Raw genomic sequence first — 18534 nt, 5'->3', positions numbered from 1 at the left:
TCTTCACCCGCGTTATCGTCGCGCCATGAGCAGTTTTGACGAATCCGAGGCAGCTAAGGCGATGCCTCTTTCGGCGCGAGCGATGGCGAAGCCTAGGCATGACTATTTGGCTGATCTGAACCCTGCGCAACGTGAGGCCGTAGAAACACTCGAAGGGCCGGTGCTGATGTTGGCAGGCGCGGGTACAGGCAAGACCAAGGCGCTTATGGCAAGAGTTGCTCATCTCATCACATGTGGGCGAGCTAGATCGGACGAAATTCTCGCGGTAACATTCACAAATAAAGCAGCAAAAGAGATGCAAAGGCGTCTCTCGAGAACACCTTTTGAATTGAAAGAACCGATCAGATGGATGGGCACTTTCCATGCAATCTGCGTCAAGCTCTTGCGGCGGCATGCAGAACTTATTGGTTGGGGTGAAAGAGAATCCGCGCAACCCGTTTCTGAAGGCCAGAACCTCTATGTCTCAAACGACCAGAGTGACCAAGGTCCTTATGATTTAGGGCCTGTGCCTAGCCCCCAAGTTGATGAAGTCCCCCCGCACTCTTCAGGTTATGAGCTGCATTTGAAATCGAACTTCACCATTCTGGATACGGATGACCAGCTGCGGCTTCTCAAACAACTGGTTGCGGCAGCAAACATCGACGACAAACGCTGGCCCGCGCGGCAGCTGGCCGGGATCATTGACCAGTGGAAAAACCGGGCGTGGACTCCGGATAATGTGCCCGCCTCTGAGGCCAGCGCTTATGATGGCAAAGGCGTGGCGCTCTACGCCCAATACCAAAGGCGCTTGCTTGAACTGAACGCGGTGGATTTCGGCGACCTGCTGTTGCATATGGTCACGATTTTCCAGACCCATGACGATGTTCTCGCGCAATACCGCCGCTGGTTCCGCTATATCCTCGTGGACGAATATCAGGACACCAACGTGGCGCAGTATCTGTGGCTGCGGCTTTTGGCGGGGGGCACAAAAACATCTGCTGCGTGGGCGATGATGACCAGTCGATCTATGGCTGGCGCGGGGCAGAGGTGGGCAATATCCTGCGGTTTGAAAAGGATTTTCCGGGCGCACATGTGGTGCGGCTGGAGCAGAATTATCGTTCAACCCCGCATATCCTTGCTGCGGCGTCCGGTGTGATTGCAGGCAACAAGGACCGATTGGGAAAAGAGCTTTGGACTGAGTCCGAGGAAGGCGAGAAAGTCCGTCTCATCGGCCATTGGGATGGCGAGGAAGAAGCGCGCTGGATCGGAGACGAGATTGAAGCGATGCAGCGCGGCACGCGGGGGATGGAACCGCGCAGCCTCGATGATATGGCCATCCTCGTGCGCGCCAGCCACCAGATGCGCGCCTTCGAGGACCGGTTCCTCACCATCGGCTTGCCCTATCGCGTCATCGGTGGGCCGCGGTTCTATGAGCGGATGGAGATCCGCGATGCGATGGCATATTTCCGGCTTGTGGTGTCGCCTGCGGATGATCTGGCCTTCGAGCGGATTGTGAACACGCCCAAACGGGGCTTGGGCGACAAGGCGCAGCAGAAAATTCAGGTTTGCGCGCGACAGAATGGTGTTTCACTGCTCGAAGGCGCGGCGATCCTGCTCGATGAGAAGGGGATCGGCGGCAAGGGCGCGACCGAACTGACCAAGCTGATTGAAGGTCTGCGCCGGTGGGGCCGTTTGGTGGGCGATCGGAACCTAAGCCATATCGAATTGGCAGAAATGATCCTCGATGACTCCGGCTATACCGAGATGTGGCAGAACGACAAAACGCCTGAAGCACCCGGCCGGTTGGAGAATCTCAAGGAATTGGTCAAGGCCTTGGAATCTTTCGAGAACCTGCAAGGGTTCCTCGAACATGTCAGCCTGATCATGGACAACGACTCCGAAGAACAGGGCGAAAAGGTCAGCATTATGACCCTGCACGCCGCCAAGGGTCTGGAGTTTCCCGCCGTGTTCCTGCCGGGTTGGGAAGATGGGCTTTTCCCCTCGCAGCGCAGCATGGATGAAAGCGGTCTGAAGGGCCTCGAAGAAGAGCGCCGCCTGGCTTATGTGGGCATCACGCGGGCGGAGGAGGTTTGCACGATTTCCTTCGCGGGCAATCGAATGGTCTATGGTCAATGGCAAAGCCAGATGCCCTCTCGCTTCATTGATGAACTGCCTGAGACGCATGTCGATGTCCTCACACCGCCCGGTCTTTACGGCGGAGGCTATGGCGCGGCAGGCATGGGGGGTGCTGATTTTGGCTCAAACATCGAAGACCGCGCTGCGGAGGCCAATGTCTACAATTCTCCAGGTTGGAAACGGCTTCAGGCGCGGGCGGCGGAACGTCCGCTCAGCCAGCCAATAGAAAGCCGCAACGTCGTCATCGACGCGCAAGCCATCAGCGCCCACACCATGGGGGAGCGCGTCTTTCACCAGAAATTCGGATACGGCACGATCACTGGAATCGAGGGCGACAAACTTGAAATCGCTTTTGAAAAGGCCGGTGTGAAAAACGTTGTGGCGCGGTTTGTTTCAGGCGCAGATGATATCCCATTCTGATTTCTAAAGCGCTTCGCCTTCAACCTGAGACATCCGCGAAAGGCGAAACGCGTGCAACGATTGGGTGTCGCGCTGCGGTTCGCGATCATCTGTGAGTCAGGTTTGTCGCGACACACTCTAAATGCTACTCGGACGCCATGGGTATTTTTGACAAGAAAGAAGCATTTGGGGGTTTGACGCTTCTTTCTTGTCTCAAATACCCCTAGTCCAGCGTCGGGTCTGGAAATGCCCTCGGGAATGTTGCGCGCAAAGCGACATCTACATCCGCCAGTGTCACAGGCAATCCCAGGTCAACGAGGCTCGTGACCCCATGCTCTGAAATCCCGCAAGGCACGATGCCGTCAAAATGGCTCAAATCCGGTTCGACATTGATTGAAATGCCATGAAAACTCACCCATTTGCGCAAGCGGATGCCTATGGCGGCGATCTTGTCTTCCGGCTTTGTCCCGAGTGAGGTGAGCGGCTTGTCATCCCTCATCACCCACACACCAACACGGCCCTCGCGAATTTCGCCCGTGACGTTGAATTGATCGAGCGTTGCGATCACCCAATGTTCCAGTTGCTGCACAAAAGCACGTACATCCCGGCCGCGCTTGCCTACATCCAGCATCACGTAGACCACGCGCTGACCAGGGCCGTGATAGGTGTATTGCCCGCCGCGTTTGGTCTCAAAAACCTCAAACCTGTCGGGATCGGTCAGATCAGGTGCTTTGGCCGATGTTCCGGCGGTGTAGAGCGGCGGGTGCTCCAGCAGCCAAATAGCCTCAGGCGCGGTCCCTTCGGCGATCTCGCGCCGCACGTGCCTCCATGGCCGCTTCGGCCTCACGATACCCGATATGCCCCTCTGAGACGTGCCATTGCACGGTTTTTTGAGCGGATTGCGGCGGATCGGGCAGGAGCAATGCGGGATTCTTTCGTTTCAGCGGCAGGAACTGTGCTAGGCTTACAGCAATTTAGAGTTGTCTATTAAAGGAGACCGGGGATGTTTTCAAAGCGTGTTGCTATCATTTGTATCGCTGGAGCGGTGGGGGTCACACCCGCCACGCAATCCGCAGCCGATTTTGCAGATGGGCTTGTGGGCGGTGTTGTCGGCGGCGTTGTTGGCGGTGTGATCGTCAATGAGGGGATCAAAAACCGCGAACGCCAGCGTCAGCAGCAGCGCAACGTGGTGACCAAACGCGCGCCGTCCAGCTACAACAGCGCGGCCCGTGTGGCCACGCGCGAAGAGCAGGTGGCGCTGAACTACTTTGGATTTCCGGCCGGCACGCCCGATGGGGTGCGCGGGCGCAATACCCGAAACGCCATTTCACAGTATCAGGCGCATATGAGCTATCCCATCACCGGGCGGCTGGCACTGTATGAGCGCGATTTCCTGGTGGGATCCTACTACCGGGCGCAATCGGGAGGTGCGGCCACGACGCAACTGATCGCGCAGCGCGGCCAAGGTACACGCGGTCTGCTTTATGCTTATCGGGATGAAGCTCTGGGTGGATCTGTCAACGGCACGGTGGCGGCCACCGATAACAGTGGCACCATCACCCCCGAACCCGAAACCAGCCTGGCTGCGACAGAAGACAGTGGCTCATCCCTGCCAAATCTTTTTGGTGAAGCGGCCTCTGGCCCGTCACTGGCCTCACATTGCAGCCGGGTCAGCCTCGTGACCAATTCCAACGGTGGCTACGTTACGCAAGCAAGCATGACCGACGCCAGCTTTGCGCTCAGCGAACAGTTTTGTCTCGCGCGGACCTATGCAATTGCCGATGGCGAGGAATTGGCGACACGGGTTGAAGGCCTCAATCAGGCATCTTTGGAACAGCAATGCGCAGCCTTTGGTCCTGCGATGAAGAAACAGCTCACCGCGCTGTCGCTGCAACCGCAGGAGGCAGTTCTGTCGGATGTGAGCAAGTTCATTCTGGACACTGGCATGGACCCCGCGCAGCTCTCGGGCACAGCGCGCATCTGTCTTTCGGTGGGCTATCGTACCGACGCGATGGACGTGGCCGCAGGGTCAGCGTTGCTTCTGACAGCGCTGGGAGACCGTGGCTACGCTGAGCTTCTGGGCCATCACCTGAACGAAGGCTTTGGCACCGCCAAACGCCCCGATCTGGCCGTAAGCTGGTATGAGACCGGCATCTCGGCGGTTGAGGTCAGTGGTAAGCCAATTTTCGTACCCGGCGATGCGGGTCGCACGGGGCTTATTCGCAAAGCGGTTTACCAAGCCAATGGCGTGGACGAAAAGACCCAGAACCTGACCGGCGAAGGGGATGATAACGTGCAATCTGTCTCAACCCTGCCGACATTCAGTATCTCCGACTAACGCAAATCTGCCCTTGCGCCATTTTCTGGCGCAAAGGCCCTTCACAAGGTGCAGCGGCGTTGTTATAGCGTCGCGCACCAATCACGATGTGCGGTCGTGGCGGAATTGGTAGACGCGCAGCGTTGAGGTCGCTGTGGGGTAACACCCGTGGAGGTTCGAGTCCTCTCGACCGCACCAAGTTTGACCTTAGAGTCGATCCCCGTTTCAGAGCTTCCACTCGAAGACCGACTTCAAGATGTTGGTAGTTCGGTCTGTTGAACGCTCATGGGTTCCTAAAGATCACCAATAGCACAGATGTCTTCATACAGCTCAGCATAGAGCGAACACGTATCTGATATCCTTGGTTAAGCGTCAGGGAAAATCGGTGTCCCTGACCAACAAGGCATGCAAAACTCTTCGTCATCGCCTTTTTGCACATGGCATTTCCCCAAGAGCCATGACTTGGCGACCAAACCCGAATTGGCCTCGTAGGCACCGGTTGAGCGACCTAAAGATAAAAAGCCCGCTACCAAGGCGGATGCAGCAGATGTGCCGCCAAAGCGACTGAAGTAGGACCCATAGTCCAGCAGCGCCCCATCGACGGTTTCGTTTAAAAAGACGCTGCCGGAGTAACCTGAAAGCCCTGGCACGTCGGTGCTGATGACGTCGAAGCTGGAATACTTGCAGTTTGAGTTGCTGTCGGGCACGCCAGTCGGGTCATAGTATGCGTTCTTTTCGTCGAGGCGTACTTCCGCCGCGTCGAATATCTCGGCGTCATTGCTGGGCGCCATAACCGTAATATTGCGGCTGACGGAATAACTGCTGCAAAAGCCTTTGGCGTTAACGGCCCCAACGGAAACAATACCATTGTGATCGGATGCCAAATTTGCAGGGTAAATTCCAGTTTCTTCATTGGCATTTCCTGCGGCGCACACCACCGGACGTGATTGAGAGACATTTACGATCAGCGCGGAAAGCTCACTCCACAACTCGGTATGATGGTCCTGCGTCCCGACTTGGCGGATCAGATCGGTAAGGCTCTGGTCTCCAAGTTTGATGTCACCCAGTTCCGGTACGATGCGGTGCGGATCGGCAATGTTGCGGGGCAACAGGACGACGTCGGCGTCAATGAGGTCGGCGTAGAGAAACGCCATGATCAGCCCCTCTGGCTCGGGATCGAAATTGTTTGAGATCTGAACAATCTCGCACATCGGATCAACACCGGAATAAGGCAAGGCAAGGGGTGCCTTCTCTCCTGTCGGCAAAACTTGTTCTGCAATGCAGGGCCGTGCGCCTACCAGTCCGGCGACATTGGTGCCATGTGCCGAAAACGCTGGAGATGTGCAGGGTTGTATGCCTTTGGAATGCGGCTTGGAGCTCTTCGACAGCCGGTCTACGAGTTCCGCTAAGAGTTTTTCGGTCAGAGGGAGCCCTTCGGCTATTTCGGTGTCCCATTTCAGATCGAGCTCGCCGATTTTCTCCTGATCTTTGGGAAGAAACGGGAAGGAGCCAAGGCGTGCTGAGAAAAAGTCCAGCGAAAGTTCCTTGTTGATCACGCCCGCCAGGTTTGGATGCGCGATGGCGACCGAAGTGTCTATGACAGCAACGCGCGTAGGTTTTGCAGGCGGTTCGGCGGACCAATCCAGAGGTGCGTTGTTTTTATCGAGCACGCCCAAGGTTTGAAGGTGCCAGAGCGCATCATATTGTGGGTAATCTTCGCGACCAGTGACTTTCATTTCTTATATTTCCTTCAATACCACTCTGCCTGAGCAGCAAGCATCTGTTCTTCACAGACTTCTTCAAGAACCGGGGCCACCATGCGGGCCAACTGGTAACCAGCATCAGTGTCCGACGCGTAGTGCAAACCAGCCCACTCGCGGTTTTCTGCGATTCTCCGGGCGCTGTTGAACATCTCCGAGCTCGCGGGGTGCTCGGGCAAGAGGCGCGCAAAGATGAACGCGATTGAAAAGGATTGGAACGAATGGTTTGACGGATAGGACTGGTGCGGCGGGTTTGGCAGCAGGGGGCGAAGGCGCGGCTCAACCTGATTTGGCCTAAGGACGCTGTAACGATCCTTGTAGCGCAGACCGATTTCATCCGTCAGCGCCAGGATAAGATAAAACAGGGATCCTGTCGCTTCATACCCGCCGTGATCCTCAATGCCGAGAGGACGCAGATACCCGGAAAGCTCGATATTTGCTTCGCGAAAAATTTCCTCTTCACGGTGAATTTCTTGAGGTGTGCGACGCAACACTTGCTTGATCAGAAGGTCTACCGCTTCAACGCGTAAACGCTCTATTGTTGGCGGCAGTGGGATCGGGAGATCCACCCAGTGCTCAGAAAGCTCGTGAAGCTTTGCCCTTTCTTTCCAGGGCTCCAGCATGCCGCCACCCGCCACAGGATCAAGATTGCGGTTGCGGTTTCTGTTTCGGTTGCGATTACGATTTCTATTTCGGTTCCGATTGCGGTTTCTGTTGCGGTTCAATGCGAGCAACGAGAGCGCGTTGCCGCCGGATACACCCACATTCGGATTGTCGACCACTTGGACATCCGTGTCATTTAACCGGAGACCGGTTTGCGTGACGGTAAACCGATTCTGAGCGAGAATTTCGTGAATTTCCAAATTGCCCTCCTAGTCCGTGAAGCGCTTGATCGAATTGATCAGGTCGGTCTGTATGCTTTTTTGAGAAATCCTGAAGCGCGCCTTCTGCACCTCGGCATCAGAAAACTCGGGATCTCGCACGAGCAGGCGCTGATAGACATCATTGGCTTCGTCTTCCTGCCCTGTTTTCGCAAGGTTAACCATCAGATACCGCATGGCAGCGGTGAATTTCGGCTGTTTTTTCAAGGCGTTCTGACTGGCGACAATAGCTTGTTGATGATTGCCGAGCATGGTCGCAGTCATGGCGAGTGTGGTGTCATAACTGTAGCTGATGGGGCTGTAGCTGCCCAGGTAGACTGCCCTCAGCGCCGCCTTGTGGGCCGCTTCGTACTCGCCTGAATATAGCTTGTTCAATGCGTAGTGATCCCAGACGAAAGCTTGATTTTGGTTCAATTTCAAAGCGCGCTCCAGAAGGTCGCCTGCCAGGTTGTGCTCGTGGAACACATATCCGATCGCGTGTCCCAAACAGGCAAGCGAGACTGAATTGAATGGATTGTTGTCAAGCGCCTCGCGTACGAGTTTGTCGGTCTCAACAAACGCGTCGCTGGTAATGGAGCCAAGGTTTTCGCCTACTTTGAAACTGGCGGCATAAGCGCGTAGAGCAGAAAACAGCGTTTCGCCTGGACCTCTGCTGTCCTGCGTCAGGAGCTGCTCTGCGTTGTCCAATGCCATGTCATCGAGGCGAAACATCATGTTGAGCGCAGTGTAACCCGCCATAGCGGGCTCGCGATTGGGTGCGCCCTTGCGCAAGGGCATTTTTTCTATGCTGCGCGAGATGCGGTCCAAATTTTGCGTGATGAAGCCAGACAGAACGTAGCTGTCCCAGTTCAAAACCTCGTCCTCAGTTGTCTGAATGGATTGGCTCCACTCAAGCGTCATGTTGGACGCGCAATACAAGAAAAATGTCAGTGTCAGCGAGTTACGGATTTGAAGCGCGCGTATTCGGATGAAATAGTCCGAATTGCTCGCGCCAGTGATGCCATCGGAGTGACCGAGGGTATCACGTAGGTCAAACACGTCTATTGGATGCAGCTCTCTTAAATTCTTCACAATACCTTCAAGAAGGTAGTCTGAGACATGTGCTGTGGTTTCGTTGCATCCCTGTTGGATGTTTGGCAGCAACCCAAATGAAATTCGTATTTCCGGGGTCGGCACGATGACGTTGGATGGAGTGACTGTGCCCGTCTGGACCGGTAGTGTTTCCTGTGCCTCTGACGCGCGTTCAAGAAGGGCGTCACACTTTTCTTGCCAGTTTTGCCGTTCCAGCAACAGCCAATATTCGAATTCTTCGTCCCGAACATCCAATCCTTCAAGCAGGTCAGTTCCGGGCGATATGCGCAAAGTTTTCAGCAGCGATGGGTTTGCTTCCACCTCGCAATAATCAACCCAAAGCGCCCCGCGCTTGAGTGAAATGGCGTCACGATCTACATCCAGTATTGCATCAAAGAATCCACCCAGGTCGCGCCGAAGTTCAAAGATGAGCTGACGCAGATTGTTTGATGATTTGCGTTCGCTGCTTTCGCTCCAAAGTTTGTCGCGAAGCCACACTTTTGTTCTCTGGCGGCGTGGTGCGAGGGCAAGAAGTGCGAGCAGTGCACAGGCTTTTTTCCCTCGTGGTGTGTACACACTACCATTGGTATCGGTAAGCTCCAGCCGCCCGATCAAAAACAGTTTGGCAACAATCTGACTAGTTCCTGCCATCTTGGCAGCATGCGCTGAATTCGGTGCATTTGGAAGGCTACTGGTTAAATCGGCTCTTTCAGACGTCGCAGTCAAAGTTCCATCTGAAGAAATGGCACTCATATGCGACGAGCGCTTACTTGCTACTAAAATATCTTTGGGATTAAAGTATTCGGTTATCAAATCGTGGTCCCATTCACCTTCCAAATGCACGAATCATCCTGCTTTCGGCATCGTTAGTGAAACGTTAGGAAATAGTTTGAGGCCTTCGCGTATGGGTCAGCACAGCGTCTCGATATGCGCCCAAGTGTTGACAGCAAAATAGGTTCAAAACCCTGAAACGGTCCACGCATTCACAGCAAGCGAAGTTGGCCTGAACTACGGTTCAAAAATGAATTGTTCTAGAATTTTGGTGTAACGGGAAGGGCGGTTTATCGAGTTAATGGCCCTGTCCTAACATCGAGGGAAAAACCGGCAAGTCGCTCTGCGGCTGTGTTCCCTTTCAAATCAAGCGCGACCCCACAAATCTCAGGTGCATGTGTTTGAACGCGAAATGTTTTTGAGAGGATCGTAAGGTTAAGCCGTAATCTGTGGTCGCAATCCAGTCTGGCGATGTGCCTTGAGTTTATCTCGGGCGGACTTAGCCCGCCCGAGAGTCTTGGGTTCAAGCGACCAGATCGAAGCGGTCGGCGTCCATGACCTTGGTCCAGGCCGCTACAAAGTCATTTACGAATTTCTCTTTGTTGTCGTCCTGTGCGTAGACTTCGGCATAGGCGCGCAAGACAGAGTTCGACCCAAAGACAAGATCCGCACTGGTGGCTGGCCATTTGACATCACCGGTTGCCCGATCGCGCAACTCGTAGGTTCCATCGTCCAACGGATGCCAGCTATAGGACATATCCGTCAGATTGACGAAAAAGTCCGTCGTCAGCGCGCCGACCCGGTCGGTGAAGACGCCATAGGTGTTGCCGCCATGGTTGGTTCCCAGGACGCGCAGCCCGCCAAGAAGGACAGTCATTTCCGATGCCGTCAGACCCATGAGCTGAGCCCGATCGAGCATCATTTCCTCAGCCGATACTGCATAGGCGTCCTTTTGCCAGTTGCGGAACCCGTCCGCGACCGGCTCAAGTACGCTAAAGCTGTCGGCATCGGTCTGTTCGGCAGTGGCATCGCCGCGACCCGGTGTAAACGGCACCTCGATTGAGTGTCCTCCCGCCTTGATGGCCATTTCAAGTCCGACATTGCCACCCAGAACTATTGTGTCAGCAACAGACGCTCCGGTCTCGGCAGCGATTGGTTCGAGGATACCCAGCACTTTGGCAAGACGATCAGGCTCGTTGCCTGCCCAGTCTTTTTGAGGTGCCAGCCGGATGCGTGCTCCATTTGCACCACCGCGCTTGTCCGAGCCGCGGAACGTGCGTGCGCTGTCCCAGGCTGTTGCAATCAACTCAGCTGCAGTCAGACCGCTTTCTGCAATCTTTGATTTGACGGCAGCCACGTCATAACCAGTCGGGCCAGCAGGGATTGGATCTTGCCAAATCAAGTCTTCGCCAGGTACGTCCGGCCCATAGTAGTTCGCGCGAGGGCCCATGTCGCGATGGGTCAGCTTGAACCAAGCACGGGCGAATGTGTCTGCGAAGTACTCTGGGTCGGCACGGAATTTCTGACAGATCTCATTGTAGATCGGGTCAACCTTCATCGCCATGTCAGCGTCAGTCATCATTGGCATCGCTCGGCCCGAGGGATCGGACGGATCAAGCGGCTTTTCGTCTTCCGGCATGTTCACGGCGGTCCACTGATGCGCGCCTGCTGGAGACTTGGTCAGTTCCCACTCATACCCAAAGAGATAGTCGAAGTAGCCCATATCCCATTTCGTTGGCTCCTTTGTCCAAGCGCCTTCGATGCCTGAAGTGAACGCGTTCGATGCTTTGCTGTTGTGACCGGGGTTGTCCCAACCAAAACCCTGCATGTGGACTGGGCATCCTTCAGGTTCTGCACCAATATTTCCATGATCGCCGCCACCATGTGCCTTGCCAACAGTATGGCCGCCGCAAGTCAGCGCCGCGGTTTCTTCATCGTTCATCGCCATACGCGCAAAGGTTTCGCGGACGTGATGGGCAGTGCGTGCCGGGTCAGGATTGCCGTTCACACCCTCGGGGTTCACATAAATGAGGCCCATGTGCACAGCTGAAAGCGGGTTCTCAAGTGTCGATGCGTCATCCAGGTCCTCATAACGGCTTTCTGAGGGCGCAAGCCATTCGTTCTCCGACCCCCAATAGACGTCGGTTTCGGGCCCCCATATGTCCTCGCGACCAAAGCCGAAGCCAAAGGTTTTCAGGCCCATGGACTCGTAAGCCATGTTGCCAGCCAGAATGATGAGGTCAGCCCAGGAGAGGGCGTTGCCATGTTTTTTCTTTACTGGCCACAAGAGCCGACGGGCTTTGTCGAGGCTTGCGTTGTCGGGCCAGGAATTCAGTGGCGCAAAACGGATGTTGCCAGAGCCTGCGCCACCGCGACCGTCCTGCAAGCGATATGAGCCAGCCGAGTGCCATGCAAGACGGATCATCAAGCCGCCATAGTGTCCCCAATCCGCTGGCCACCAGTCCTGGTTTTCGGTCATCAGCGCCTTGACGTCTTCTTTGACGGCCTCAAAGTCGAGCCCCTTCACCGCCTCGCGATGCTTGTAGTCGGGATCCATCGGATTGGTACGCGCACCATGCTGATGCAGAATGTCGAGGTTCAGCGCGTTCGGCCACCACTTTGCTACGGGCTTTTCCATCGACGTGTTACCACCGTGGTTCACTGGGCAGCCGCCGAGACCTGGCATTCTGTTTCCGTCCATCTCTAATCTCCTGGAGTTTTAAACGATTCTGGATTGATGCCTCAGAGATAGCGTTGCTGTTGGATAGTTTCCAATTGCAAATTCTTCTTGTAACGATAGGCTCAGGTTATGATTGGCTTTACTCTCAAACATTTCAGATACTTCGATGCCCTGGCACGGATGGGCCACTTTGGCCGCGCAGCAGAAGCAAGCGGGATCACACAACCAGCCTTGTCGGCGCAGATCAAAGAACTGGAGACGATGCTCGGTGCGCCGCTTGTTGAGCGCGCCTCTCGGAAAATCCGGATAACAACTCTGGGCGAAGAGTTCCTTGCCAGAGCCCGTAAGGTTCTTACGGATGTGGATGAAATGTCCGAGCTGGCGCGCAAACCAGATGGGCCACTAAAAGGCAGGCTTCGGATGGGAATTATTCCGACAGTGGCGCCGTACCTGCTTCCCGAAATCATCCGCCGGTTATCGGTTGCCTTGCCAGAGCTTGAATTGCGCCCACGCGAATCCGTGACGCAATCGCTGCTTGATGACTTGATGCAGTCAAAGCTAGATTTTGTGATCGCCGCGTTACCGGTCTCGGAACCTAGCCTGCGCGAATTCGCGTTGTTTGATGAAGAATTTGTCCTGGTCCGATCCGAAGCCTTTGCCCACAAACCGGTGCCGACACCGGATCGATTGCAAGAGATGAAGCTCTTGTTGCTCGAAGAGGGGCATTGTTTTCGCGATCAAGCTCTGTCCTTTTGTGACATAAGGTCATCCGACCCAAGCCTGTTGATGGAAGGCTCCTCACTGGCGACACTCGTTCAAATGGTGGATGCCGGTCTGGGATTGACTCTGATACCGGAGATGGCTGTCCCACTTGAGGCAAATGGCACGTCGGTGACGATTTCGCGGTTCCATAAAAACAAACCCAAACGCACGATTGGCATGATCTGGAGAAAGACAAACCCCCTCGAGAAACAACTGATGGGCCTCGGGGCTTCAATCCGGCAGATTGGCCAGGCTCAGAGGGACCGGCTCACCGGCTGATCAAGCTCTCTGTTCAATTGTGCAAACACCTGCGGATTTGTCGTTCTTAGTCAGTGAGAAAGAGCCAAAAGTCTAACCATTCGAACTATTGTGGAAATCATTGGCGAAACTGCTTGCTCTTTGACCGCTCCAGTTTGCAAAACCCTAACCCTTGTCTCACCCGGCGTGACCGATTTCCTTCAGTCGTTGCTGCAGAAACTCTCCTGCCGTTTGCGTGGCCAGCCGGACGTCCGGTCGCGGATGCATGAAGAGCGGCAGAGAATAGCGAGCGCGGTTCTCCTGTTTTGGCGGGTTGATGACGCGGTGCACGGTTGACGGGTAATAGCCATGGCTGGCCTGTGCGAGCATGTCGCCCGCATTGACGTTGATGTAGCCAGTGCCACACGGGATATCATGCCAATCGCCGTTGACATCCTGTGCCTGAAGCCCCGGCTCTGACCCTGTTACCAGCAGCGTGATCAGGTTGATATCACCATGAGCCGCGGCGCGCACTTCTCCGGGCTCAACGTCGTCGGGCAGGGGCGGGTAGTGCAGCACGCGCAAAAGGTGGTCTTGTGATCCCTCAACCATCCTGGTGAACGGCATCGACAGCTTGCTGGCCACTTCGGGTGGTGTGACCTGATCCAGCCATCCAAGAAGGGTTTCGCCCAACCCAATCAGGCTTGCATGAAATTTTCTTGTCACAGCTTCGCAATCTGGCGGCACATCGCGAGACTGGTAGACGTGGAAAAACTCCTTGAGGTCTTTTTGTGTCCGGCCCTTGGCGTTCTCGGATTTATAGCCAAAGTACCCGGCCGGATCGCTTCCCGGAGTGGCGTCGTCATGCTTGGCCTCATCGGCAAAGTACTTGGACCAGACATCATACATGTCCGAGATTTCCACCATATCGATATCGTGGTCCTTGATGACCGCAAACCCGGTGCCCCGCAGGGATTTGGAAAACAGTTCTGGAGCGTTGGGATCATCCGGACTAATGGCGAGAACTTCGAAGGCGGCCATGGAGCTAACTTTCATCAATAAAGTCGGAATAACGGCTTTGGGTGGACGATACTGGCAAGCTCTGCCTGTTCAAGGCTCAATTGGTCATATCTGCCAAACGGTGCTGAATTAGGCCTATATGCCTGGAAGACTGGTCTGCAGAAGCCTTTTGTCGCCTTAAAGTAGGTCGGGCTGAACCTGACGCAATGATGATCGCGAAACGCAGCGTGACACCCAATCGTTGCCCGCGTTTCGCTGGTCGCTGATGTCTCAGGTTGAAAGTGAGGCGCTTTAGTCATTCAAACTATGCTGCACCTGCCCTATGTAGAGGTCGAACAACGTCGTCATATTCGATTTCCGGGTGTCGCGACAGGGCTTTTGAAAGGCGAGACATGGCCAAGGCATATGGGCGCGGTAAACGGCACGAAAAGGCAATAAACCTTGCGCTTCAGGGTGGAGGGTCACATGGCGCATTCACCTGGGGTGTGCTGGATCGGATGTTCGAAGAAGACCGGCTTTGGATTGAAGGCATCAGTGGCACCTCCGCCGGGGCGATGAATGCGGTTGTTGCCACCCAGGGCATGTATGACGACGGCGCGCGTGGTGCGCAGGCCGCTTTGGAAGAGTTCTGGCACGCCGTGAGCCGGGCAGGGCAGCTCAGCCCGATCAAACGCACGCCATGGGGTATTGCGTCTGGTTCCTGGTCTTTGGACAATTCCCCCGGCTATCTGTGGATGGATTTGCTGAGCCGCATGGCCTCGCCTTATGATCTTAACCCTTTGGGCTACAACCCGCTGCGCAATCTGGTCGAGGACTTTGTCGATTTCGACAAAGTGGCCGGGTGCGACGACATGGGGCTCTATATTTCGGCCACCAATGTCGAAACCGGCCACGCGCGGGTGTTTCATCGCCACGAGATCACGTTGGACGTGGTTATGGCCTCTGCTTGTCTGCCGCATCTCTTCAAGGCGGTGGAAGTCGACGGTGTGCCCTATTGGGACGGTGGATTCATGGGCAACCCGGTGCTGTTCCCGTTTATCGACCATTCTCCAAGTCCGGACATATTGATCGTGCAGATCAATCCGTTGAAACGCCCCGGCACACCGCAGCGCGCCAGAGACATCCAAAACCGGCTCAACGAGATCACTTTCAACGCATCCATGCTGCGCGATGTGAAGACGATTGATCTGATTGACGGCCTGATCGTAGAGGGGCAGTTGTCAGAGGATCAGTTCCGCCGGATTTATCTACATATGATCGATGGCTGCGATGATATGCTTGCCCTCGATGCCTCGTCCAAACTCAATTCGGAATGGGCGTTTCTGTGTCATCTGCGTGATATTGGGCGGGCGCATGCGGATCGCTGGCTGAAGGTCAACTTTGAACAGATTGAAGTGGCGTCCACGCTTGACGTTGATGCGCTCTTTGGTGAGGCCGGGGCTGCCGGTAAAAGCAATGTGCTGGAGCTTGAGGCTGAACGCGCCGCGCGTGGCAAAAGGTTCTAGACGTAAAAAGCCCCCAAGGTTTCCACCTTGAGGGCTTTTTCGCCGCGTTCAGATCTATCGCGAACCGCTTTAGAACCGGAACGTGCCACGCAGTTGAATCGTTGTGGCCTCGACGTCAATCCCTGTGGAGTTGAAATTGTCGAATTCGTGGTAAAGGATTTCACCACCCAGGGAGAATTGATTGGCAATCAGGTGCTCATATCCGGCACCAATGAAATAGCCATCATCATCGCTGAGCGTATCTGTGTCAGCGTTGGCGTAACCACCGGTGGCGTAGAGCAGACCGTTGCCGATCTTGTAACCACCACGCAACTTGACGCGGAAAACGTTTTCAACCGAAGCTGCGCCGCCCAAGTCGATGTCGGCAAAGTCGTAATCAAGACCTGCGCCGACAACCCAGTTGCCGAGGTCATAGTCATACCCAGCGACGATACCGCCGATGACATCATCACCGTCTACGCCCGCTAAGTTTGTGTCGACATCTGCGTAACCAATCTGTCCGCCAAGATAAAAACCGGTCCAGTTGGGGGATGCCGCGACAGGCGCTGCGGGAGCAAGGGTAGGTTCTTCGGCTGGCGCGGTCACATTACCAGCGAATGCAGTGTTTGCAGCCAGAAGGGCTGCAGCTGCCGTGAGTGTATGCTTTAACATAATTTATCCTCTTTTTGGTGCGCCTTCGTACCTAAAGGCGCATCAGTAAACCAAATACGGTTGAGTTCACTATATAGATCAGTTTCGCTTATGCATTTAACAGTTGCTCTCGCTTCTGTGATCATTGGCGTATTTCAGCCAAGAGTTTCGCCAGTTTGCGGCGTGCAGATCTTGCCGTAGGCTGCATCAAAAGCAGGGGGATTTAATGAAAAGCTACATAAACTCTGAAACCGCTCCTCCTATCATGCAGGGAAGCCCGCCGCCGCCAGAGTGGCGCTTGCCATTTCTTGACTGGGATCGTCCGCCTTGGAACCGCTGGGCGTTTCAGCATGTGCGGGGATTTCTGCCAACTGCGCCTGTGCCTGCCTCTGACACACCGTCGCAGTTAATTGAGGCGGTGGAACCTTTAGAGGAGATCAAGTTTCGCGCATCCTATGGTGCGACCACCGTTTCGGAGTGGATCGACCGGGATTATACCGATGGGTTTTTGGTCCTGCTGGATGGGCGCATCATTCACGAAAGCTATTGGAATGGTATGACGCCGCGCACGGTGCATCTGGCGCAGTCCGTGTCCAAGTCCGTGACCTCGACAGCGGCCGCCAGTCTGATCGAGGAAGGTTTGCTTGACCCGTCAGCGCCGGTGACTGATCCGTTGCCCGAACTGGCCAAGACCGCTTGGGCGGGGGCCACGTTGCAACAGGTTATGGATATGACTTCGGGCACCAAGTTTGACGAGTCCGATTATGCCAACCGGGCCAGTGATATTGGCAAGATGGACGTCGCCGCAGGGTGGAAGCCAGTGCCCAAAGGCTATGAGGCGGAACATTGGCCAGCCTGCATTCACGACCAGATGCTCACACTGACCGAGCGCGATGCAGAACATGGTGAACGCTTTGTGTATCGGTCGATGGAGACCGACGTTCTGGCGCATGCGATGGAACGCGTGACAGGGCAGCGCCTGCCGCAGATCGTCTCGGACCGTTTGTGGAAGCCGATGGGTGCTGAAACAGAGGCCTGTTTTACCGTGGATACGTCCGGATATGCGCTGTCTTGTGGCGGCTTCAACGCCAGCCTTCGGGATTTTGCTCGGATGGGGCAAGCCTATCTGGATGACGGCCGCGTCGGCGACAGGCAGGTCATTCCCAAAGCCTGGGTCGAGGATGTGCGGAGCGGCGATCATGGTCTTTTTAACGACATCTCGCGAGAGGCACTGCCCAATGGGCGCTATCGCAACCAGTTCTGGATTGAGGATGCCGACCGCATGGGCCATCTCAGCCTTGGGGTGTTTGGTCAGTTTATCTACGTTTCGCCTGAGCGCGGCATGGTCTTCGTAAAGCTCTCAACCTGGCCTGTTTTTCTGGATGTTGATCGCAAAAAAGATTTCCTGGCCGCCTGTCACGCGATCGCCCGCGCTGTGGGTCGTGATTGCTAGTCGTTCTGCATAGCGGCGCGCTTTTTGGCGATGGTTTCGCTTTCGGCCTGTTGCATCCCGATGCGGAAGGATTTCTCAACGAAGTCCATATGTTCGGTCGCGGCTTTTTCAGCCGCGTCGGCGTCACCGGACAAAACCGTTTTTGCGATCAAACGATGCTGTTCGAGGAGTTTTTTACTGGTGCCGTCCAAAGTGCGCAGATGTTCGCGGTTGTAGAACACGCCGCGCCGGGTCAGGTCATAGATGGACGCCATCATGTGGATCAGCATCGCATTATGGCTGGCTTCGGTGATCTTGGCATGAAACACCACATCCGCCTCGCGTGCGGCTTCGACATCATCTCTTGCCTCGGCGTCTTCCAATGTGGCCAGGCATCGTTCGATCTGAGCGCGGTCTGTCGGCGTGGCCCGCTCCGCGGCCAAACGCGCAGCAAGGCCTTCTTGTGCGCGTCGGTACTCTAGGTAGTCAAAGAACGCCCGTCCGTGCCTTGCGTATAACTCTATCAGTGCGGGTTGCATTGCTTGTCCCGTGAGTTGCGCGACAAACGTCCCTTCGCCATGACGGATGGTCAGCAAACCTCGTTCCTCTAGCGCCTTCAGCGCATCACGCAGTTTCGGACGCGAGACATTCATCCGCTCGGCCAATTCGCGTTCAGATGGAAGCTTGTCGCCTTCTTTCAGGACTCTCTGCACGATCAGATCCTCGATCTGGCGCACAATGATGTCTGCCAGTGGGCCAGAATCGATTCTGTCAAAAATGGTTGTAGCAATGCTCATTTTCTAACCTCCAGAGGTAAAGTAAGTTGTCCTCTCATGGGTTGCAAGAACTATTATTGTGAGAAAATATATTTTAATCAGTATGTTATGTCTTCTTGATTTAGATCAAATCCATAACCATTGATGATTTGTTAAGTGTTTACCCAACGAGAGGTAA

11 protein-coding genes, 1 tRNA gene and 2 pseudogenes are annotated in these 18534 nt (G+C 55.2%); 6 read left to right on the top strand and 8 right to left on the bottom strand.

Annotated elements, in window-relative coordinates:
* The first annotated feature begins 25 nt into the window (after positions 1 to 25).
* Positions 26 to 2535: pseudogene (locus RZS32_RS18970) on the top strand (ATP-dependent helicase).
* Between the two features lie 202 nt (positions 2536 to 2737).
* On the opposite strand, the pseudogene lipB reads toward RZS32_RS18970, so the two are convergent.
* Positions 2738 to 3344 (bottom strand): annotated as a pseudogene (gene lipB / locus RZS32_RS02875) (lipoyl(octanoyl) transferase LipB).
* A 173-nt stretch (positions 3345 to 3517) separates the two neighbouring features.
* Here lipB and RZS32_RS02870 point away from each other — a divergent pair.
* A complete protein-coding gene (locus RZS32_RS02870; RefSeq protein ID WP_317055526.1) occupies positions 3518 to 4852 on the top strand; it encodes a peptidoglycan-binding domain-containing protein in 1335 nt (444 codons plus the stop codon).
* Between the two features lie 90 nt (positions 4853 to 4942).
* Positions 4943 to 5029, top strand: a tRNA-Leu gene (locus tag RZS32_RS02865).
* Between the two features lie 167 nt (positions 5030 to 5196).
* On the opposite strand, the gene RZS32_RS02860 is transcribed toward RZS32_RS02865, so the two are convergent.
* The 4 genes from RZS32_RS02860 to katG all read right to left on the bottom strand — a co-directional run bounded on the left by RZS32_RS02860 (position 5197) and on the right by katG (position 12015).
* Positions 5197 to 6567 carry a S8 family serine peptidase gene (locus tag RZS32_RS02860; protein WP_317055525.1) on the bottom strand — a complete coding sequence of 457 codons (1371 nt, stop codon included), beginning with the start codon at positions 6565 to 6567 and terminating at the stop codon, positions 5197 to 5199.
* Between the two features lie 14 nt (positions 6568 to 6581).
* The gene (locus RZS32_RS02855; protein WP_317055524.1) at positions 6582 to 7454 is read right to left on the bottom strand and encodes a phosphatase PAP2 family protein; all 873 of its coding nucleotides are present in this window, start codon (positions 7452 to 7454) and stop codon (positions 6582 to 6584) included.
* A gap of 9 nt (positions 7455 to 7463) precedes the next feature.
* Entirely contained in the window at positions 7464 to 9386 is a 1923-nt protein-coding gene (locus tag RZS32_RS02850; RefSeq protein WP_317055523.1) for a tetratricopeptide repeat protein, read from the bottom strand.
* A gap of 451 nt (positions 9387 to 9837) precedes the next feature.
* On the bottom strand, positions 9838 to 12015 hold the full coding sequence (gene katG, locus RZS32_RS02845) for a catalase/peroxidase HPI (protein WP_317055522.1): 2178 nt from the start codon (positions 12013 to 12015) through the stop codon (positions 9838 to 9840).
* Between the two features lie 108 nt (positions 12016 to 12123).
* Between katG and RZS32_RS02840 the strand changes: the two genes are divergently transcribed.
* Positions 12124 to 13035 (top strand): hydrogen peroxide-inducible genes activator, encoded by a 912-nt coding sequence (locus tag RZS32_RS02840; protein ID WP_339106801.1) that lies wholly within the window; start codon positions 12124 to 12126, stop codon positions 13033 to 13035.
* Between the two features lie 156 nt (positions 13036 to 13191).
* On the opposite strand, the gene RZS32_RS02835 is transcribed toward RZS32_RS02840, so the two are convergent.
* Positions 13192 to 14049, bottom strand: coding sequence for an isopenicillin N synthase family dioxygenase (locus RZS32_RS02835; protein ID WP_339106800.1), 858 nt, complete (start codon positions 14047 to 14049; stop codon positions 13192 to 13194).
* Positions 14050 to 14405: 356 nt separating this feature from the next.
* On the opposite strand from RZS32_RS02835, the gene RZS32_RS02830 reads away from it, so the two are divergent.
* Positions 14406 to 15518, top strand: coding sequence for a patatin-like phospholipase family protein (locus tag RZS32_RS02830; protein ID WP_317055519.1), 1113 nt, complete (start codon positions 14406 to 14408; stop codon positions 15516 to 15518).
* 69 nt (positions 15519 to 15587) lie between these two features.
* Here RZS32_RS02830 and RZS32_RS02825 read toward each other — a convergent pair whose 3' ends face one another.
* Complete coding sequence (locus RZS32_RS02825; RefSeq protein WP_317055518.1) at positions 15588 to 16169, bottom strand: outer membrane protein; 582 nt, start codon at positions 16167 to 16169, stop codon at positions 15588 to 15590.
* 205 nt (positions 16170 to 16374) lie between these two features.
* Here RZS32_RS02825 and RZS32_RS02820 point away from each other — a divergent pair, with 205 nt between their 5' ends.
* Positions 16375 to 17601, top strand: a complete 1227-nt coding sequence (locus RZS32_RS02820; protein WP_317055517.1) for a serine hydrolase domain-containing protein — start codon at positions 16375 to 16377, stop codon at positions 17599 to 17601.
* Here RZS32_RS02820 and RZS32_RS02815 read toward each other — a convergent pair.
* The gene (locus tag RZS32_RS02815; protein ID WP_317055516.1) at positions 17598 to 18377 is read right to left on the bottom strand and encodes a FadR/GntR family transcriptional regulator; all 780 of its coding nucleotides are present in this window, start codon (positions 18375 to 18377) and stop codon (positions 17598 to 17600) included. The two genes, RZS32_RS02820 and RZS32_RS02815, sit on opposite strands and share 4 nt — an antisense overlap.
* Positions 18378 to 18534 lie beyond the last annotated feature (157 nt).

Origin of the sequence: Roseovarius sp. W115, from assembly GCF_032842945.2 — a bacterium.
Taxonomy (GTDB): Bacteria; Pseudomonadota; Alphaproteobacteria; order Rhodobacterales; family Rhodobacteraceae; genus Roseovarius; species Roseovarius rhodophyticola.
This window is presented reverse-complemented; position numbering and strand designations above follow the sequence as displayed.

Excerpts from the sequence above, each read along its gene's own strand:
- RZS32_RS02870 (WP_317055526.1), top strand. The coding sequence starts at position 3,518 with ATGTTTTCAAAGCGTGTTGCTATCATTTGTATCGCTGGAGCGGTGGGG.
- RZS32_RS02860 (WP_317055525.1), bottom strand. The coding sequence starts at position 6,567 with ATGAAAGTCACTGGTCGCGAAGATTACCCACAATATGATGCGCTCTGG.
- katG (WP_317055522.1), bottom strand. The coding sequence starts at position 12,015 with ATGGACGGAAACAGAATGCCAGGTCTCGGCGGCTGCCCAGTGAACCAC.
- RZS32_RS02840 (WP_339106801.1), top strand. The coding sequence starts at position 12,124 with ATGATTGGCTTTACTCTCAAACATTTCAGATACTTCGATGCCCTGGCA.
- RZS32_RS02835 (WP_339106800.1), bottom strand. The coding sequence starts at position 14,049 with ATGAAAGTTAGCTCCATGGCCGCCTTCGAAGTTCTCGCCATTAGTCCG.
- RZS32_RS02830 (WP_317055519.1), top strand. The coding sequence starts at position 14,406 with ATGGCCAAGGCATATGGGCGCGGTAAACGGCACGAAAAGGCAATAAAC.
- RZS32_RS02825 (WP_317055518.1), bottom strand. The coding sequence starts at position 16,169 with ATGTTAAAGCATACACTCACGGCAGCTGCAGCCCTTCTGGCTGCAAAC.
- RZS32_RS02820 (WP_317055517.1), top strand. The coding sequence starts at position 16,375 with ATGAAAAGCTACATAAACTCTGAAACCGCTCCTCCTATCATGCAGGGA.
- RZS32_RS02815 (WP_317055516.1), bottom strand. The coding sequence starts at position 18,377 with ATGAGCATTGCTACAACCATTTTTGACAGAATCGATTCTGGCCCACTG.